Genomic DNA, 18,997 nt, shown 5'->3' on the forward strand with positions numbered 1-18,997 from the left:
ACCGGAATCCGGTGGGGCGCCCTCGTATCAGCTTCTCCGACCCTGCCGCTCTGACTCCGCCCCCGGCGCCGATCGGGGGCGGGGGTGCGGTCTACGGCTCGAACTTGTAGCCCAGACCGCGGACCGTCACCAGATAGCGCGGCGCGCCCGGGTCCGGCTCGATCTTGGCCCGCAGACGCTTGACGTGGACATCCAGGGTCTTGGTGTCGCCCACATAGTCGGCGCCCCAGACCCGGTCGATCAGCTGCATCCGGGTGAGCACCCGGCCCGCGTTGCGCAGCAGCATCTCCAGCAGGTCGAACTCCTTCAGCGGAAGGTCGACCTTGCCGCCGGAGACCGTGACCACATGGCGGTCGACATCCATCCGGACCGGACCGGCCTCCAGGGCCGCCGGACTGACCTCCTCCGGCTCACCACGGCGGCGCAGGACCGCGCGGATGCGGGCGACCAGCTCCCGGGAGGAGAAGGGCTTGGTGACATAGTCATCGGCTCCTATCTCCAGCCCGACAACCTTGTCGATCTCGCTGTCCTTGGCGGTCACCATGATCACCGGAACGTTGGAGCGGTTGCGCAGCTGGCGGCAGACCTCCGTACCCGGCAGTCCGGGCAGCATCAGGTCGAGCAGGACGAGATCCGCGCCGTTGCGCTCGAACTCATCGAGTCCCTCGGGGCCCGTGGTCGCGACGGCGACCTCGAAGCCTTCCTTGCGGAGCATGTAGGACAGGGCGTCGCTGAATGATTCCTCATCCTCGACGACGAGCACTCGGGTCACGGAAGGACCTCCGGGGCAGTGATCTCGGTGTGCGGATCGGTGGCATGGGACCGGGCGCCCTGGGGGCCGGGGCGGCTCGGTGCGATGGGTGGTTCGGGGCCGGTGGCCGGGTGCGCGTATGCGGTGGCAGTACCGGTGCCGGTGCCGGTGGCCGGCGGCTCCGGCCCCGGGGGCGCGTCCCGGCCGGGGGACGCATGGGCGTCGGGGCCGGAAGGCGCGTCCTGGCCGGGGCCGGGGGGTGGATGCGGGCCGGAGTACGCGTGCGGGTCCCGGCCAGCGGGGGCGGCCGGGCCCGGAGGCGGCTGCGGGCCGGAGTACGCGTGGGCGTCCGGGTCAGGGGTGGCGAGCGGGCGCGGAGGTGACTGCGGCCCCGGGGACACGTCCGGCGCGGGGGTCTTCGCTGTGCGGCCGGGCGGCCGGTCCCGTACGGCACCGGCTTCCGGCAGCCGCAGGGTGAAGGTGGACCCCTGACCCTCCGAGCTCCATACGGTGACCTCCCCGCCGTGCGAGGCGGCCACGTGCTTGACGATCGCCAGCCCGAGGCCGGTACCGCCGGTGGCGCGGGAGCGGGCGGGGTCGACGCGATAGAACCGTTCGAACACGCGCTCGCGGTCCTTCTCGGAGATGCCGATGCCCTGGTCGGTGACGGCGATCTCGATCAGTCCGCCGGAGCCGCCGGACTGGCCGCCCGGCGCGGGGATCCGGCGGGCGGAGATGCCGACGCGGGTGCGGGCCGGTGAGTAGTTGACCGCGTTCTCGACGAGGTTGCCGAGGGCGGCGGCGAGCTGGCCTCGGTGACCCCAGATATAGAGATCGGCGGTGCCGTCCCCGGGCTCCGTGCCCGCGGGCGTGCCCCCGACGGCCATGGTGATCTGCTTGGTGGAGGCGGGCTGCCGGGAGCGGTCGACGGCCTCGGCGACCAGTTCGTCCACCGATACCGGCTCGGCGTCGTCCAGCGGATGGTCGTTCTGCACCCTGGAGAGGTCGATCAGCTCCTGGACGAGACTGGTGAGCCGGGTCGCCTCGATCTGCATCCGGCCCGCGAAGCGGGAGACCGCCTCGGGGTCGTCGGACGCGTCCATCACCGCTTCGGAGAGCAGGGAGAGCGCGCCGACGGGCGTCTTCAGCTCATGGCTGACATTGGCGACGAAGTCGCGCCGTACGGCCTCTATACGGCGGGCCTCGGTGAGATCCTCCACCAGAAGGAGCACCAGCCGGGAGCCCAGCGGGGCGACCCGGGCGGAGACGGCGAGGGCTTCGCCTCGGCCGGTGCCCCGGCGGGGCAGATCCAGCTCGACCTGCCGTATCTCGCCGTCGCGCCGGGTGTCGCGGGCCATGTTCAGCATGGCCTCGACCGTCAGTTTTCCGCCACGGACCAGACCCAGGGCGTAGGCGGCCGAACTGGCCTTGACGACGGAGTCGCTCTCGTCGAGGACGACAGCGGAGGAGCGGAGCACGGACAGGACCGTATCGACGCCGGGCGGCAGGGCCGCGTCGGTGTGCAGCGAGGAGCGGGTGGGTCTGCGCTGCTCCCGCTCGCTCCAGCGGAACGCCAGCATCGCGATGACACCGGTGCACAGACCGGCGATCGCTGCTGCCGCGGCGACCGCCGCGTTCACATCCATGCATCCAGGTTATGCGTGGTCACGGACATGCTCACAGCCAATCGGGTGGCGGCCCGGGCAGTCGTCGCCCAGAGTTCACCAAGGGGACGGAACCGGTTCATTTGACCGGGCGCCCCTCGACTCGTTACGGACCGAACGTGGGAGCGTGGGGGTCCGAGAGCCCCATCCGGACTTCTGTTCACCTTAAGAAAGGGAACTCGATGCGGGACGCGTACCACGAGGAACTGGACTCGATCGGCGAGGGCCTGGTCGAGATGGCCCGGCTGGTCGGGTCGGCGATCGGGCGCGCCACCACGGCCATGCTCGACGCCGATCTGAAACTGGCCGAAAGTGTGATTGCCGGCGATCAGAAGGTAGACGACCTTCAGCACGATCTGGAGGCGCGCGCGATCGCCCTGCTGGCCCGGCAGCAGCCGGTGGCGACCGATCTGCGGATCGTCGTGACCTCGCTGCGGATGAGCGCCGATCTGGAGCGCTCGGGGGATCTGGCCCAGCATGTGGCCAAGCTCGCCCGGCTGCGCTTCCCGCAGTCCCCGGTGCCCCAGGATCTCCAGGCGACCATCCTGGAGATGGGGCAGCTCGCCCAGCGGCTGATGGCGAAGGCGGCGGAGGTCATCATCACCAAGGACGTCGATCTGGCGCTCCAGCTGGAGACCGACGACGACGAGATGGATCTGCTGCACCGCACGCTGTTCCAGCATCTGATGGACGACCGCTGGAAGCACGGGATCGAGACGGCGGTCGATGTGACCCTGCTGGGCCGCTACTACGAGCGGTTCGCCGACCACGCGGTGTCGGTGGCGAAGCGGGTGGTCTACCTGGTGACGGGTGAGTACGCGGACGAGATCCAGCCGGTCACTCCGGTGGAGGGCGCATAGCTCCCGGACTGGGCGGGGGTGCGCTGTGCCTCCACGCGCTGTTGATGCGCCCGCCACGCTGGGCGTGAAATGGCCGGAGGCGGCAACTCTCGTACGTCCTGTACGGCTCGTACGCCCCTGAGGAGGCAACCATGGCCGAATCCCCCACCCCAGACCCTCAGCACGACCCCACCCCCGAGGTGACGCACCTTCCCCTGCTCGGCGCCTGCGGCTGCGGCTCGGGCTGCGGCTGCGGCTGCCAGTCGGGTGCACCGTGCCAGTGCGGGAGCAGCTGCGGCTAGGGTCTTCCGTCGGACCAGGGCGCTTGTGATGCTGGAGCGGCCCGCCCCGGGCCGCTCCGCACCGCCCGGGGCCCCGCCCTCTCCAGGAGGGCGGGGCCCCGCTGCGTAGGGGCGTGGGCGGATCTACGGGGCTACTTCTTGCCCTGGGTCTCACCGGCCCCGATGTCGACCTCATGGTTTGCCCCTTCACCTGCGTCTGAGCTGTGGTCGGGCGGTCGTTGTTGGTCGTTGTTGACCGTCGTTGGTCACCCTCGGACGGCCCACAGACGGCCCGCCCCATGGGCCCGGTTCTGCCGCTAACGCTAGCGGGCGGGGTCGCTAGCGTTAGCGACCCTGCTAGCGGCTCGAACGGCATCTGAACAGGGTGTTAGCGGCTAGCGGCCCATCTGCGAAGCTCTGCGAAATCCGGCCACGAGGTGGGGTCGGAGGGCGTCCCCTCTCCCGCTATCGGGTCCGGCGCGCGGGGGGAGGCAGCCGGGGAGGTGGGGAGTTCTCCCCCCACGGCCTCCCCCGCACTGCCTCCCCTGCCCCACCTGCGCTTTCCCTCCTAGGGGGAGGGAGGGGAGGCGGGGGAGGTGGCACCTGAAACCCCCTCCACAGCCCCTCTTCAGTACACCCCCCTGCCTCCCTCCCCCTCAGGAAAGAGCATGAGGGACCGCCCCTCGGGCGGACGTCCCTTCGGCCGCCTACGGCCCGTACGCCACCGCGTAGGGGTTTGCGACTGCGGGATCCCGTGCGGCCGTCAGAGCGCCACGCAGCCGGGGCGGGTGGTCTCTTCCCAAAGAGCCGTGGTGCGTGTGGAAGGGGCGGGGCGGTCCGGTGTCGGCACTGGGGTGCGGTATCGGCTCGCCCCGAAATCGGTTTCGGCTCCGATGTCGGCCCAAACCACCTGGGACCTGCGGTGATTTCAGGTTTCGATGCCCACGGCCTGTCAGCTTCCAGCCCGCTCCACCCCCTAACCGTGGCCTTCCACGGCGAGAGCGGACTCGCCCGCCTTGGAAGGCCACACGCACCACGGCTCTTTGGGAAGAGACCACCCCCGCCCCGGCTGCGTGGCGTTTCAAGCGGAACAGCAAGAGGAGCACCCCGGGGCCGTGGTGCTCCTCTTGCTTGTTGCGCCGTTCCTGGGAGGGGCGGATGTCATTCCGGTTAGCTGCCCTCCCCTCTCATCCTAGAGATTTAGGAGAGATAGCGTCCGCAGCGTCCGCGCGGTCGGGAGCACACGGGTTGACCTGCATAGATCCTGTGGACGCTAGAGAAAATCATCAGCGTCCACTAGTGTCCGCAGCGTCCGGTCACACTCTGCAACATCAGAGCGTCTGTGCAGGTCAAGACGACTCTTAAGGGGGAGAGGTGCGGACGCTGCGGACGCTGGCCCCCGATCCGGGCAGACCGAAGGACGGGGCGCTAGATTCCGCTTCACGGCTCGTTGCCGTCTGCCGCCCGCCGGACGGACAGCGCGCAACCGCCCGGTACCCCGAACGGCGGTCGCCGCAGCGCGAGCGGAGCGAGCCGCCAAAGGTCGCCCGCCCGAAGGGCGGTCCCTCGATCCCTCCGCGCGAACGCGCGCCCTGAAGCGCTGCTAGACCTAGCACCCGTCGCTGCTAGGTCTAGCACCCCCACTAGCACCCCACACCAGCTCTGACCAGCGGACTAGCACCTAGCAAGCAGACTCCAGAAGCCCCAGATTCGGGGGAATCCGGGGCTTCTGAAGGGGTGGGCAGCCGCTAGAGACTCGCAACAACGTCGCTATCAGCCTGCTTGGTCTCGCTCCGATTCCGTGAAGGTGTGAGGTCAGGAACGGGGCGTGGCGTCCTCTTCCAGTGCCTTCAGTGCCGAATCGAGGTCGCCGGTATACACGAGGTGCGGCTCTCCTGGTCCGGGAGGTACGAACCGGGTTCGGTAGCGGATCAGGTCGCTTTCAGAGAAGTAGATCGAGTTCGGATCGGCTTCATGCTGCGAGTTCCGCCTGTTCACACGCGACCAGAGTTCTTCGTGACCGACTTCCAGGTAGACCAGCACCGAGGTTGCGCCTGCGTCACTCGCGATTGACCGCCACCGAGCACGGTCGTCCGGCGTCCAGAAGCCATGGTCTACCACCACATCGCGCCCGGCCCGGAGTTGCTCCCGGAGCTCCGTGGAGACCTCTTCGAGGATCGGACGCTCAAGGGTCGGAAAGGTGCCACGGGGGAAGTCGACCCCGTACACACCATGTCGACGCCACATCTCTTCATCTGGGCACAGCCTGACGAAGCCACGTGCTGTCAGTGCGCGGGATAGCGTCGTCTTGCCCGAGCCGGGGAGCCCCGCCATCAGGATGCAGAACGGCCGGCGGGTGCCGTCAGCGGTCGTCACTGGGTGACTTCCGATCCTGTTTGCCACGTACGGCCGGGGCTGCCGAGGTCGACGCCGTACTCCACAACGTTGCTCTCGCTGTCTACGAACTTCGCGGTCATCACGACCACCGGATCCCCCAGCGGCTTCGCAGGGTCCAGCTCCAAGAGTTCCGCGTCCTCCGGTACCAGTAGGCGCGCTGACGCAGTGTCGATTCGATGAGTGATCGGTCGGCCAGTCGCCTGCGCGATGAGCTGTAGCGAGGTTCCCCCGGTCAGGCGCTCGCTCTTCGCAAGTTGCGGAATCAGTTTCCCGTACTCAGCAGGGATCCACGATGTGGAGTGCGCCACGATGCCGTGCCTGTCGCGATACACACGGCATCGTCTGATCACATCGGAGCCAGGCTCAATGTCCAGCGCTTGGGCCACGTCGGTGGGTGCCGACACCACAGAGGCCCGGTGAGAATCGGACCGTTCGCCGGATCCCCAACTTGACCCACTGCGATGCCCTCGGTCCTGGCGCTGAGACCCTGAGGACATCGGGGAGGGACGATCCAGCACCTCTGTCCCGATGCCATGAATCCCCCTGACGAGCCCTTCGCTGCGGAGCTTCCGCAACGCCTTCTCGGCAGTCGCAGTACTGACGCCCCACTCCCGCGAAACGTTCTTGATGCTTGGCAGAAGTGAGCCCGGTGGCAGTTGGCCGGACGTAATCAGTTCCGCGTAGTGGGCGGCAATCTGCGCGTACGGCGCTCGATTGTCGGCCTGATCCGGCATCTCGTCAGCTCCCTTGTCTCAGTGGACCTCTTCCCTATCGTACCGCTTGACACCCTAGGGTTCCCTAGGGAACCCTAGGGTTACTTCGCCGGTTGGATCGGTCGATCGGGCACCGCAATGCCTTGACCGTGGCACCAACCGCGAAGGCCCTGGCCAAAGCCAGGGCAAAGCAGGGAGCGACGCCCTAACCGGCAAGTGAAGCCGTCGCTCCCCGACCCTTGAAGGGGTGTCTCCATGATGCCTGTAAGCATCGCGGATCGGACAGAGGTACAGGTCACGGCCGCGCTCTCGTTGGTCGATGTCGGTGGTCTGACGGGGTCTGAGCGGATGGTGGCGTTGTACGCGTCGGACATGCCGACGCGGTTCCGCTTCCGCAAGGGTGACGGCGGGCGGGTGAGCGGGTGGATCGTGCAGGGTGTCGGACGGCTTGGTCTGGCGGAGCTGCGTGAGCGGGCGCTGTTCGCCCGTGGGCAGCGGCTGCTGGAGCTGAGCGGCGTGGTGACCGTCGCCGTGCAGGCGCTGCATGAGCGGCGTTTCCCGGACGCGCGCCGACTGCTGAGGGCCGCCGAGACGGCCGCGCTGAACATCTGGCACGACGGCATGACGGATGCCGCACGGACCCGGAACGGCGCTGCCGAGGTGGATGGCGGGTGCCCGTGCCGGGGAACCGGCCTGATCGACCTATGGCAGGACGACGACGCGCCGGTCGGCATGACCTGCCCGGTCCACCGGCGTGCGGAGATCCGTACCTTCCGGGCTCGCTACGGGGCGTGCCGGTGAACACGGCCACGAGTGCGCTGTTCGCTCACGTCGCCGGGGGGGTACGTCCTCGGCCTGATCCCCCCGCCCGGGCCGGGCGGGATCTGGCGTCACCCCCGCCGCCCGGAGTGGTGAGCGTGGTCAACCGTCCCACGGTCGAGGTCCGGCACCGCCGCCGGGTGCAGCTCTCCAAGCTGTTCCGCAACCGGTGTGCGTACTGCCGTCGCCGGTTCCACTCCAACCGCCCGCTCACCATCGACCACATCGCCCCCCTGTCGCTGTTCGCTACCTGGTCGGTCGGCCACCTCGCCCCCGCCTGCCGCGACTGCAACAGCCGCAAGGGCAACCGACTCCCGCTGTCCCTCGCCCTGCTCATCCTCCAGTCGGCCCACCCGACCGCCCCCGCGTCGACTCCCGCTGTTCACCCGGCCGGACCGGTGTTCACCGGCCCGGCCGGGTGGGCCGGTTGGCTCGCGCTGGCACGGCTCGCCCACACCGCCGAGTCGGCCCACCACCCGCCCGACCCGGCGGGCGAACGGTCGACCCCTGACCTGCGTGACGACCCCCGTCACAGCCGTCTGGAGTCGGCCCCGTACGGACAGGAAGCCGCCGCGTGAACACACCCGCCCAACCCGTGAACGCCGTGAACGGCACCATCCACCGATCTATGCCCGACCTGCCTGAATCGACCCCTCCGCCTCAACACCCGCCCACCCCCGTGAACGGATCGACCCGACCCGTGAACACCCACCCGACCGCCGTGAACAAGCGGCCCGACCCGGTGAACGCCGGTCGGCCGACCGGTCGCCCGACTGGCGGGCCCGACCGGTCGGGCGACCGGAAGCCGTCTGCCGCCGCCCGGCTGGTCGCCCTGGCGCGGGAGGGGTACCGGTTCGTCATGTCCACCGACGGCCGCCCGTACGCGGTCGCGGTCGACGGCCCGAACATCGCGCTCCCGCTGAAAGGCCGTGCGGGGGTGCGCCAGCGCCTCGCACGACGGTACGCGGACACCTACCCCGGTGAGGTCGCCTCCCAGTCCGCCCTGGCGGACGCCATGACCGTGCTGGAAGGCATCGCAGAGGACACCGACCCCGTACCGGTACACCTGCGGGTCGGCCGCGACCCGTCCGGCGGGATCGTGGTCGACCTCGGCACCGCCGACGGACGCGCGGTCGTCGTCACCACCACCGGCTGGAACACGGTGGACCGGGCCCCGGTCCTCTTCCGCCGCTCCGGCGCCATGGCCCCCATGCCCGCTCCGGTACTCGACGGGGATGGACTGGCCAAGCTGCACGCCCTGCTCAACATGGACCAACCCGCCTTCCGCCAGCTCGTGGCGTGGCTGGTCGCGGCCTGGATCCCCGACATCCCGCACCCCGCCCTCGTCTGCAAGGGCGAGCAGGGAACGGGGAAGTCCAAGGCGGCTCAGATGTTCATCAACCTCATCGACCCCTCCCCGGCCGCCAAGCGCAGTTCGCCGCGTGACGAGAAGGCGTGGTCACGGCAGGCGTTCAGCTCATGGGCCCTGTGCCTGGACAACGTCTCCACCATCCCGCCGTGGCTCTCGGACACCCTGTGCAAGGCGGTGACCGGTGACGGGGTCGTCGACCGCGCCCTGTACACCGATGACGACGTGGTGGTCCTCACCTTCCGGCGGGTGCTGGCGCTGACCACCATCGACGCCGGAGCCTTGGCCGGAGACCTCGCCGAACGCGTGCTCATGCTCGACCTCCAGCTCATCGAGTCCGCTCAGCGCCGCTCTGAGGAGGAGCTGGACGCCACCTTCGCGACGGTCCGGCCCGCTGTCCTGGGGGCCCTGTTCGATGTGCTCGCCTGCGTCCTCGCCGTACTGCCCGCGGTGCGGCTCGCTTCCATGCCGCGCATGGCGGACTTCGCCCGCGTGCTGGCTGCCGTGGACCAGACGCAGGGCTGGAACACCCTGGGCGACTATCTCGCCACCTCGGCGAACGTCGCCACGGATGCGATGGAGGGCGACCCGTTCGCCCTGGCGATCGCGCATCTGGTCGACCAGCACAGCGCTTGGCAGGGCACCGCCGCACAGTTGCTCGACGCGCTGCCCGTCCCGGTGGTCCGGCCGCAGAACTGGCCCAAGGACGCCACCCGCGCCAGCGGACGCGTCAAACGGCTCGCCCCCCTGCTCCGGTCGATCGGGATCACCGTGGATGACACGCAGCGTAGCCGCGACCGCCACCGCCACCGCCTCATCACCCTGGCCCAAGCCCCACCCGACGACGAACCAGCGTCCACAGCGTCCGCACCCGACCAAGACCCCCTGTGGCCCGACACGACGCCCACCGGGCGGGCCAACGACCCCACCTGACCAGCCTGAACATGCCCCGACCGGGCCGGTGTCCGGGCCGCGCGACCGTGGCCCGGACACCCCCAGGGGGTGCGGACGCTAGAGCCGTCCACAGTCCACAGCGTCCGCACCAGCGTCCACACTTCTCACCCCCATTGACCTGCACTGATACGGCCGTGCGGACGCTGGGGCGCTGCGGACGCTGTCATACACCAACTCTCCAGGACCGCCACCCTCGCCACGGTTCCCGCGCTCCCCCACGCCCGTCCACGGACACGAGGAGTCACCACCCATGGCCCCCACCACCGACCCGCGCGCCGCCCTCCGGGCCGGGCTCCCGGACCGCTACCTCACCCCCGAAGACCTGGCCGCCATGTTCACCGTGCCCATCGAAACCGTCTACGCCTGGCGCAGGAAACGCACCGGGCCCCCCGGCTTCCGCATCGGCAAACACCTCCGCTACGACCCCACCACCGTCCACACCTGGGTCACCCAACAGGCCACCGAAACCGCCCCATAGGCCAGGGACCCCCACAGGGACCCGGACAGGGAGGGGCCAGGGAGACAGGGAGAACTCCCTCACCGCCTCCCTGACCCCACCCACCGGCCCCGACCAGCGCAAACACCCCCCACAGGGACGCCAGGGACCCAGGGACCCCACCCCCGCACAGACCCCGGAAACCCCCTCAGGAGGCCACCCGACACCCCCCGGTCCCCGCCTCCCTGAACCCCCGGACAGGGCCGCTACCGCAAGCAACGGCCATCGCTAGCGCAAGCAACCCCGCTAGCGACCCAAACCGCACCTGATCAGGCCGCTAGCGACCAGCGAGCCCCACCCAGCACACCCCGAAACCGGCCGGACAGGCCCCACCAGGGCCCACCCGCGCCCCCGCTACCCAGAAGGGACACAGCCCCCATGGCTGGCCACATCCAAGACCGCTGGTACAAGACCGAGACCGACACCAACGGCAAGACCGTCAAGGTCAAAACCGACCGCCACGGAACCGGACTCCGCTACCGCGCCCGATACATCGGCCCCGACAAAACCGAGAAATCCAAGTCCTTCCGCGACGGACACAAGCGCCTCGCAGACCAGTGGCTCAGCAACATCGAAACCGACATGACACGCGGCCAGTACATCGACCCCAAGACCAGCCGCACCACCTTCCAGCAGTACGCGGAGAAGTGGCTCACGCATCACGGGGCGGACCCGAACACGGGATTCGCCATGGAGTCTCAGCTCAGGCTTCACGCCTTCCCCTACATCGGTTCGCGCCCTCTCGGGTCGTTCCAGCCCGGTCACATCCGCGATTGGGTGGGGCAGCTCGAATCGGCCGGCGTAGTCGGCTCGTACGCGAGGGTCATCTACTCGAATGTCCGCAGTGTGCTGAGCGCGGCCGTCGACGACGCGTTGCTCGCCAGGAACCCGTGCGCTGCCCGGTCGGTCAAGCCGCCCACAGTGGAGACCAAGCGCGTTGTGCCCTGGGCCGCTGAACGCGTCTTCGCAGTCCAAGCGGCGCTGCCCGAACGCTACAAGGCGACGGTCGACCTGGGGGCGGGATGCGGCATGCGACAGGGTGAGATTCTGGGGATCGACGTGGACGCGCTTGACTTCGAGTCGGACATGGTTCACGTCGTCCAGCAACTCAAGCTCAGCCGCAGCAAAGCCGTGTTCGCCCCGCCCAAGGGCGGCAAGCTCCGTGACGTGCCGCTGCCCGGTCCGGTGGCCGACGCTCTGCGAGCGCACATGAAGCGATTCCCGCCCGTGGCCATCACGCTTCCGTGGAAGACCGCGCGCGGACCGATGGTGACCAAGCGGCTCATCTTCACCGCGCCGATGGGTGGCCACGTCTGGCGCAACGAACTCAACACGGACGCGTGGAAACCCGCGCTGGCAGCCGCCGGAGTCATCCCTCCGCCGGAAGAGGGCGAAGGGTACGCCGCCGCTCGCGAGCACGGGATGCACGCACTGAGGCACTTCTACGCCTCTGCCTTGCTCGATGGCGGGGAGAACATCAAGGCACTCGCTGAGTACCTGGGGCACTCCGACCCCGGTCTGACGCTCAGGGTGTACGCCCACCTCATGCCAAGCAGTCAGGAGCGCACCCGGAAGGCCATAGCCGCTGTCTATCCGGCACCGGATGGGCGGCCCGACGCACCCTGACGGCCCACAGACGGCCCACCGGCACGGTCATGCCCCCTATCTGCCGAGAAGCAGCAGGTAGGGGGCATGATCGCGCAATGATCTACTTCTTGCCCTGGTTCTTCACGGCCTCGATCGCCGCCGCCGCCGCGTCCGGGTCGAGGTAGGTACCGCCCGGCTTCACCGGCTTGAAGTCGGCGTCCAGCTCGTAGGCCAGCGGGATGCCGGTCGGGATGTTCAGGCCCGCGATGGCGTCGTCCGAGATGCCGTCGAGATGCTTGACCAGGGCGCGCAGGCTGTTTCCGTGGGCGGCGACGAGGACCGTACGACCGGCCAGCAGGTCCGGGACGATGCCGTCGTACCAGTACGGCAGCATCCGGACGACGACGTCCTTAAGGCACTCGGTGCGCGGACGCAGCTCCGGCGGGATGGTGGCGTAGCGCGGGTCGTCGCTCTGGGAGAACTCGGTGCCGTCCTCCAGGGCGGGCGGCGGGGTGTCGTACGAGCGGCGCCACAGCATGAACTGCTCCTCGCCGAACTCGGCGAGGGTCTGCGCCTTGTCCTTGCCCTGGAGCGCGCCGTAGTGGCGCTCGTTGAGCCGCCAGGAGCGGTGGACGGGAATCCAGTGGCGGTCCGCGGACTCCAGCGCGAGCTGGGCGGTGCGGATGGCACGCCTCTGGAGCGAGGTGTGCAGTACGTCGGGGAGCAGGCCGGCGTCCTTCAGCAGCTCACCGCCGCGGACCGCCTCCTTCTCGCCCTTCTCGGTGAGATTGACGTCCACCCACCCGGTGAACAGGTTCTTCGCGTTCCACTCGCTCTCGCCGTGGCGGAGGAGGATCAGCTTGTACGGTGCGTCGGCCATACGTCCGAGCTTAGTGGAGGGGTACGGGCCGCCGGTTGACGGTACCCGTCATTCCGCCGGCGGCCGGAACCCAGCCGCACGTAATATGCATAGACCTGTAGAGGCACTTACCTCGGGTGACGAGAATGCGGCGCCCGGCGTGCCGGCCCGTCCGGCGGGGTCCCGTTGGTCCGGCCGGGTTCAGCGGGGTTCAGCAGGGTCCCGCCAGGCCGCCCTAGGTTCGGCCGCCCTGCTCGTCGAACATCCGCTTGACGCTGTCGTCGAAGTACGGGCTGCGGTTCCAGCCGCCGCCCGCGGAGGTGCTCATCACGCCGGTGACATTGCCGAGGCCGGTGCTGCCCCGGTAGTCGCGCAGCCAGGGGCCGCCGCTGGAGCCGCCGCCGAAGGCGCAGCGGATCTCCGTACGCCCGTCCGCGCCGCCGACCCGCCGGGTCCCCCCGTGACACCACCACTGGGCCCGTCCTTCACCGCGGTTCCCGGGGTAGCCCCAGACGGTCACCGCCTCGTCGCGGGCGTGGTTCCAGCTGAGTCCGTGGCCGCCGGTGACATCGACGAGCCGGTGGCCGCCGAGGGGCCAGGTGGTCACCATGGCGACGTCCCCGCGGAGATCGCTGTGGTTGATCCAGCCGCTGAACGACCGGAACTCCTTCGCCACGAAGGTGCCGAACGGACGGACCCCTTCGCGGTACCGGGGGACGTACGTCCAGTTCCGCATCCACGCGCCAGGGGTGCCGTTCCGCCCGCCCTCGTTGACGCAGTGGCCCGCGGTGACGACCAGTTGTTTCGACGGGCTGTTGAGGGCGCTCGCCGAGCAGACATAGTCGCGGCCGTCGCTGGGCCTGGTGAAGAACACCTTCCCGACGACGGCCGTCTCATGGGGCGCGGCCGGTAAGCCGCGGCGCGGTCCCGGGCGGGGCTGCGCGGGAGGTGTGGCCCCCGGGGCGCCCTCGGTGTCCGGCTGCCGCAGCCCGGCGGTCACGGCGCGGGGCAGGGGGGCGGGCGTGTGGTTGTCGGCGGGGCGGGCGCCGGCCATCCGCGCCGGGGTCCAGTACGCGCTCACGTCCTCGGCATCGCGCCGGGACGCGATACCGCCGCCGCCCAGCCGTTCGGGAACCGCGCCGACGGCGGCCGATCCGGCCGCGGCCCTCAGGGTGTCGGTGCCGCGCACGGCGGCCGGCCCCTCGGCGTCGGTGCCGCGCGCGACGGCGGACTCGGCGGTACCGAGGACCAGCAGGGCGAGGGCGGCGGCGAGTGAGGGGAGCAGAGCGGGTCTCGTACGGAGCACGGGCGATCCTCTTCCGGCACGTGGTGCGGGGAATGGGGTGCGGTCGCGCTGTTCCGGATGCGGAGTCGCTCACTTCCTGATGTCGACAATCTAGCGACGCCGCCCGCCGCCAGACAGGGCGTACGGAGGGTGCGCCGTGCGTACCGGCGGGAAACCGGAAGGAAGGGGAAGGCGGGACTCATCGGGCGTACCGGCAGGACCGAGCCGCGTATGTCCCTCGCGGCGAGACCCAACCGGATCCCCTGAGGGATGGCACATTGTGGCGCAGGTCACTTCGCCGCCCCGGAGGCGCCAGGGTTACGGGGCCGTCGGCCCGGGGCCGGAGAGTCCGGGAGTCCGGGAGTCCGGGAGAGTCCGGGAGGTTGCGAGAGTCCGGGGAGTCCGGGAGTTACGGACGCCCGGGGTCCGGCTCGTCCCCGCGCTCGGTGAGGCGGGTGAACGCGTCAAGGTTGCGGGTCGACTCGCCGCGCGACTTCCGCCATGCGTACTCCTTGCGGATGGCGCTCGCGTACCCCAGCTCCAGCAGCGTGTTGAACGCCCCGTCCGACGCCTCCAGTACCGACCCCAGCAGCCGGTCCAGTTCCTCAGGGGTGATCACGGCGAGCGGGAGGCGCCCGGTGAGATAGATGTCGCCGAGGTGGTCGATCGCGTAGCTCACCCCGTACAGCCGCAGATTCCGCTCCAGCAGCCAGCGGTGCACGCCCGCGTCGTTCTCGTCGGGGTGACGGATCACAAAGGCGTTCAGCGACAGGGAGTGCTCGCCGACGCGCAGCGAACAGGTCGTGGACAGCTTCCGGGTGCCGGGCAGCTTGACCACGTACGAACCGGGCTCGGGGCTCTCCCATTCGAGGTCGGCGTCCCCCAGCGCCTGCTCGATGATCCGCTCCGGGGTGATCCGCTCCGATGGCAGGCGAAGATCAGACATGGTGTGAGCGTACCCGGCGGCGGTATTCGCACATCGCGGCCGTATAGACGTCCGCCGTCGCCGACGCCGCCGTGTCCCAGCCGAACGACTCCGCGTGGCGGGCCGCCGACGCGCCCATACGGGCGGCCAGGGACGGGTCGTCGATCAGCCGGCTGAGCGCCCGCGCGTAGTCGGACGGGTCATGGCCGGGGACGAGGAGCCCCGTACGCCCGTCACGCACCGCGACCGGGAGGCCGCCGACCTCCGCCGCCACCACGGGAGTGCCGGTTGCCTGCGCCTCGATCGCGACGAGGCCGAACGATTCGCTGTACGAGGGCATCACCAGCGTGGACGCGGCGCGGAACCAGTCCGCGAGTGCCTCCTGCCCGACCGGGGGGTGGAAGTGGACGATGTCCGCGATCCCTAGGCGGCAGGCGAGCTTCTGGAGGCCCTCCGGCTTGGCGAGGCCGCTGCCGCTCGGGCCGCCGACGATCGGGACGTACAGCCGGGAGCGCAGCGCGGGCTCGCGGCTCAGCAGCCCCGCGACCGCGCGCAGCAGGATGTCCGGCGCCTTCAGCGGCTGGATACGGCCCGCGAAGAGCGGTACGAACGCGTCCTGCGGCACCTTTAGGCGCGCACGGGCCGCCGCCCGGCCGTCCGCTGGACGGAAGCGGTCGAGATTCACCCCGGGGTGGACGACCGCGACCTTCGCCGGATCGGCCGCGTAGAAACGGACCAGTTCGTCCGCCTCCTCCGCCGTGTTCGCGATCAGCCGGTCGGCGGCGTTCACTATCTGGGTCTCGCCGATGACCCGTGAGGTGGGCTCGGGGGTGTCGCCGTCGGCGAGCGCCGCGTTCTTGACCTTGGCCATGGTGTGCATGGCGTGTACGAGCGGCACGCCCCAGCGTTCGGCCGCGAGCCAGCCGACATGGCCGGAGAGCCAGTAGTGGGAGTGGACCAGGTCGTAGTGTCCGGGCCGCTGGCGGGCCCACGCCTGCATCACACCGTGGGTGAAGGCACAGAGCTGCCCCGGCAGGTCCTCCTTGGCCAGCCCCTCGTAGGGTCCGGCGTCCACATGGCGTACGAGCACCCCGGGCGCCAGCTCCACCGAGTCGGGCAGGCCGCCCGATGAGGCCCGGGTGAAGATCTCCACCTCGATATTGATCGCCGCGAGCCTTTTCGCCAGCTCGACGATATAGACGTTCATCCCGCCCGCGTCGCCCGTCCCCGGCTGGTGCAGCGGCGAGGTGTGGACGCTGAGCATGGCGATGCGCCGGGGTTTGCGCTGACCGCCGGGGAATCTGATGCGGGGAGCCGTGAAGCCACTGCCGAGGCGCGAGACGTACTGGCTCACGTTGAAGATCCTCCTCGTTCCGGCAGTCGCACACCGCCGGTGTCCGGGCACGCCGAGCTGCGGGCACAAGCAGCCCCTCCACCCGCGCACAACAGCGGAGCCCATCCTTCCATTTCCACCCGTCCCCTGCTTTGCCAAATCATTGCCATAGCCATCCATCCGGGTGAGGGGGTGTCGGCCCATCCGGGTGAGGGGTGTCGGGTCACGGGCGACGGGCCGACGGGCCGACGGGCACCAGCCGATCCGATCCGATCCGCTGCGATCCACTGCGATTCCCCGGAGCACCGGCCGGCTTCCGGGCGGCTTCCGGGCGGCTCCGGCCGGCTTCCGGGCGGAACCGGGGGGCCGCCCGGCCCCCGGGCGCCCGCCCTCGGCATACCCTCGACGTCATGCCCCGCCCCGTCGGCACCGCGACCCGCGGGACCACCAACCCGAACCGCCTGCGCCGTATGGACCGCTGGATCGCCGCCACCCACCGTCCCGCGCTCCGCCGCAGCGACCACCCGCTGGCCGTCGATCTCGGCTACGGGGCGGCCCCGTGGACCACCGTCGAACTGCTGCGGCGGCTGCGTGCCGCCGACCCCCGCTGCGAGGTCGTCGGGATCGAGATCGACCCGGCGCGGGTCGCGGCGGCGAAGCCGTACGAGCGCGACGGCCTCAGCTTTCGCCACGGCGGCTTCGAGATCCCGCTGGAGTGCCCGCCGACGCTGATCCGCGCGGCGAACGTCCTGCGGCAGTACGACGAGGGCGAGGTCGCCGCCGTCTGGGCACGGCTGTGCGGGCGTCTCGCACCGGGCGGCCTGCTGGTGGAGGGGACCTGCGACGAGATCGGGCGGCGGCATGTGTGGGTGGCGCTCGGGCCCGAGGGCCCGCGTACGGTCACCTTCGCCGCCCGGCTCGGCTCCCTGACCCGCCCGTCCGACCTCGCGGAACGGCTCCCCAAGGCGCTGATCCACCGCAATGTGCCGGGCGAGCCGGTCCACGCGTTCCTGCGGGACTTCGACCGCGCGTGGGCGGCGGCGGCTCCGTACGCCTCGCTCGGCGCGCGGCAGCGCTGGATCAGGGCGGTACGCGACGTGGGGTCGGACTGGCCGCTGAGGGACGACGGGCGGCGGTGGCGGCAGGGCGAGGTCACCGTCGACTGGGCGGCGCTGGCTCCCCAATTCGGGTGAACGCACGTACGAATGGGGAACACCCGGAACTCACCGTTCGTCAGGGATCACAGGAGAGAGTGATCGACGGACGATGCGGGCCACGCGGCAGCGGGTGACCCCGTGGCCCTGAGCGCGACTCTGTCGTTTTGCGGGACGCCGTGGCACCATCTCGGCAGCACCCATAAGTTACTGACGGTAAATCAGATTGCTTCAGGTTCTTTCAGGTTGTTACGGAGGGGGAGACGTCGTGAACCGACGCCACTGTGCCACAGCCGCGATCGCCCTGGTCTGCGCCCTGACCGTGCTGACATCCCCGGGCACGGCCTTCGCGGCGTCCTTCACCCCCGACGCCCCCCGCGCCCCCGCGCTGCCGGGCGCTCCCGAACAGCCCTTCCCCACCCCGCCGTTCCCGCCACCGCCACCGCCACCGGCATCCCTGACAACGGCGCTCCCGGCACCACCGCCGCCGGTGCCACCAACGGCACCGGTACCGCCACCGGCACCGGCACCGAAGAAGTCGCTGGACCGGATCCGGGTGGAGATAGAGGACCTCTACCACCAGGCGGTGTCCGCGACCGACGCGTACAACCTCGCCGAGGAGCAGACGAAGAAGCAGTCGGCCCAGATCGACGGACTGGCCAAGTCGATAGTGAAGGGCCAGAAGCGTCTCGACGACCTGAAGGCCAGCGCGGGAGCTGCGGCCCGCGCCCAGTACCGGAGCGGTGGACTCCCGCCCGGTGCCCAGCTGTTGCTCACGGACGACCCCCAGCTCTTCCTGGACGGCGCTGGCCGCGTCCAGCAGGGTCTGAAGGCGACCAAGGACCTCATGGGCGACCTGGAGCGCACGCAGAGCGAGTTGGCCTCGTACACCAAGGACGCCGGCGCCGAGTGGCGGAAGTTGGAGGCCAATCGCGTCAAGCAGGCCAAGGCGAAGAAGGAGATCACCACCAAGATCGCCGCCGCCGAGAAGATCGAGAGCCGGCTGGAGAAGAAGGAGCGCGCCCGGCTGCTGGAGCTGGAGCGGGCGGCGGCGGCCAAAGCACAGGCCGAGTGGCTGAAGTCCGGCGCGCTGAAGCGGCCCGCACAGGGCCCGGCCGACGGGACGGCGCCCTCGGAGACAGCGCGGGGCGGGCAGCCGGGCGGCCGGGGCGCGGGCGGCTCGACGGCGACCGCCCAGGGCAAGAAGGCGGTCGAGTACGCGACGGCGCAGCTGGGCAAGCCGTATGAATGGGGCGCCGAGGGCCCAGGATCGTACGACTGCTCGGGGCTGACCTCGCAGGCGTGGGGGGCGGCAGGGCGGGGCATCCCGCGCACCTCACAGGAGCAGTGGCGCCGGCTCCCCAGGGTCGCGGTCGATGACATGCGCCCCGGCGACCTGATCATCTACCACGCGGACGCGAGCCATGTCGGGATGTACATCGGGGACGGTGCGATAGTCCACGCCCCCAGGCCGGGCCGGAATGTCACGGTCGCGGGGGCCGGTTCCATGAAGATCCTCGGAGTCGTGCGGCCGGATTGACCGCCACTCCCCGCGCTGAGATACCGCGAGC

General features: G+C 70.2%; 16 protein-coding genes. 8 read left to right on the forward strand and 8 right to left on the reverse strand.

Annotated elements, in window-relative coordinates; translation table 11 throughout:
• Positions 1-91 precede the first annotated feature (91 nt).
• Together ACWF94_RS05415 and ACWF94_RS05420 are read right to left on the reverse strand one after the other, a co-directional pair.
• The gene (locus tag ACWF94_RS05415) at positions 92-772 is read right to left on the reverse strand and encodes a response regulator (protein WP_453484914.1); all 681 of its coding nucleotides are present in this window, start codon (positions 770-772) and stop codon (positions 92-94) included.
• Positions 769-2,397 (reverse strand): ATP-binding protein, encoded by a 1,629-nt coding sequence (locus ACWF94_RS05420; protein WP_453484916.1) that lies wholly within the window; start codon positions 2,395-2,397, stop codon positions 769-771. Before ACWF94_RS05420 ends, ACWF94_RS05415 begins: the two co-directional genes overlap by 4 nt.
• A gap of 200 nt (positions 2,398-2,597) precedes the next feature.
• Between ACWF94_RS05420 and phoU the strand changes: the two genes are divergently transcribed.
• Positions 2,598-3,275, forward strand: coding sequence for a phosphate signaling complex protein PhoU (gene phoU, locus ACWF94_RS05425; protein WP_453484917.1), 678 nt, complete (start codon positions 2,598-2,600; stop codon positions 3,273-3,275).
• Between the two features lie 2,075 nt (positions 3,276-5,350).
• Here the strand turns inward: phoU and ACWF94_RS05430 are convergent.
• Both ACWF94_RS05430 and ACWF94_RS05435 read right to left on the reverse strand, forming a co-directional pair.
• Complete coding sequence (locus ACWF94_RS05430; RefSeq protein ID WP_453484919.1) at positions 5,351-5,911, reverse strand: AAA family ATPase; 561 nt, start codon at positions 5,909-5,911, stop codon at positions 5,351-5,353.
• Complete coding sequence (locus ACWF94_RS05435) at positions 5,908-6,666, reverse strand: GntR family transcriptional regulator (protein WP_453484921.1); 759 nt, start codon at positions 6,664-6,666, stop codon at positions 5,908-5,910. The genes ACWF94_RS05430 and ACWF94_RS05435 overlap by 4 nt, the downstream gene beginning before the upstream one ends.
• 234 nt (positions 6,667-6,900) lie before the next feature.
• On the opposite strand from ACWF94_RS05435, the gene ACWF94_RS05440 reads away from it, so the two are divergent.
• The 5 genes from ACWF94_RS05440 (at position 6,901) to ACWF94_RS05460 (ending at position 11,909) form a co-directional block, all read left to right on the forward strand.
• Positions 6,901-7,446 (forward strand): hypothetical protein, encoded by a 546-nt coding sequence (locus ACWF94_RS05440; RefSeq protein WP_453484923.1) that lies wholly within the window; start codon positions 6,901-6,903, stop codon positions 7,444-7,446.
• A gap of 116 nt (positions 7,447-7,562) precedes the next feature.
• Complete coding sequence (locus ACWF94_RS05445) at positions 7,563-8,042, forward strand: HNH endonuclease (protein WP_453484924.1); 480 nt, start codon at positions 7,563-7,565, stop codon at positions 8,040-8,042.
• A gap of 122 nt (positions 8,043-8,164) precedes the next feature.
• Positions 8,165-9,766 carry an ATP-binding protein gene (locus tag ACWF94_RS05450; RefSeq protein WP_453484925.1) on the forward strand — a complete coding sequence of 534 codons (1,602 nt, stop codon included), beginning with the start codon at positions 8,165-8,167 and terminating at the stop codon, positions 9,764-9,766.
• A gap of 271 nt (positions 9,767-10,037) precedes the next feature.
• Positions 10,038-10,265, forward strand: a complete 228-nt coding sequence (locus tag ACWF94_RS05455; protein ID WP_453484926.1) for a helix-turn-helix domain-containing protein — start codon at positions 10,038-10,040, stop codon at positions 10,263-10,265.
• A 396-nt stretch (positions 10,266-10,661) separates the two neighbouring features.
• On the forward strand, positions 10,662-11,909 hold the full coding sequence (locus ACWF94_RS05460) for a tyrosine-type recombinase/integrase (RefSeq protein WP_453484927.1): 1,248 nt from the start codon (positions 10,662-10,664) through the stop codon (positions 11,907-11,909).
• An 82-nt stretch (positions 11,910-11,991) separates the two neighbouring features.
• On the opposite strand, the gene ACWF94_RS05465 is transcribed toward ACWF94_RS05460, so the two are convergent.
• The 4 genes from ACWF94_RS05465 to mshA form a co-directional block, all read right to left on the reverse strand.
• The gene (locus ACWF94_RS05465) at positions 11,992-12,750 is read right to left on the reverse strand and encodes a phosphoglyceromutase (protein ID WP_453484929.1); all 759 of its coding nucleotides are present in this window, start codon (positions 12,748-12,750) and stop codon (positions 11,992-11,994) included.
• A 214-nt stretch (positions 12,751-12,964) separates the two neighbouring features.
• Positions 12,965-14,035 carry a hypothetical protein gene (locus ACWF94_RS05470; RefSeq protein WP_453484931.1) on the reverse strand — a complete coding sequence of 357 codons (1,071 nt, stop codon included), beginning with the start codon at positions 14,033-14,035 and terminating at the stop codon, positions 12,965-12,967.
• 388 nt (positions 14,036-14,423) lie between these two features.
• Complete coding sequence (locus tag ACWF94_RS05475; RefSeq protein WP_453484933.1) at positions 14,424-14,960, reverse strand: YbjN domain-containing protein; 537 nt, start codon at positions 14,958-14,960, stop codon at positions 14,424-14,426.
• Positions 14,953-16,293 (reverse strand): D-inositol-3-phosphate glycosyltransferase, encoded by a 1,341-nt coding sequence (gene mshA / locus ACWF94_RS05480; protein WP_453484934.1) that lies wholly within the window; start codon positions 16,291-16,293, stop codon positions 14,953-14,955. Before mshA ends, ACWF94_RS05475 begins: the two co-directional genes overlap by 8 nt.
• Positions 16,294-16,682: 389 nt before the next feature.
• Here mshA and ACWF94_RS05485 point away from each other — a divergent pair, with 389 nt between their 5' ends.
• Together ACWF94_RS05485 and ACWF94_RS05490 are read left to right on the forward strand one after the other, a co-directional pair.
• Positions 16,683-17,465 carry a class I SAM-dependent methyltransferase gene (locus ACWF94_RS05485; RefSeq protein WP_453484936.1) on the forward strand — a complete coding sequence of 261 codons (783 nt, stop codon included), beginning with the start codon at positions 16,683-16,685 and terminating at the stop codon, positions 17,463-17,465.
• A gap of 229 nt (positions 17,466-17,694) precedes the next feature.
• Positions 17,695-18,966 (forward strand): NlpC/P60 family protein, encoded by a 1,272-nt coding sequence (locus tag ACWF94_RS05490; RefSeq protein ID WP_453484937.1) that lies wholly within the window; start codon positions 17,695-17,697, stop codon positions 18,964-18,966.
• Positions 18,967-18,997: the final 31 nt, after the last annotated feature.

This window comes from Streptomyces sp. NPDC055078 (assembly GCF_053607985.1).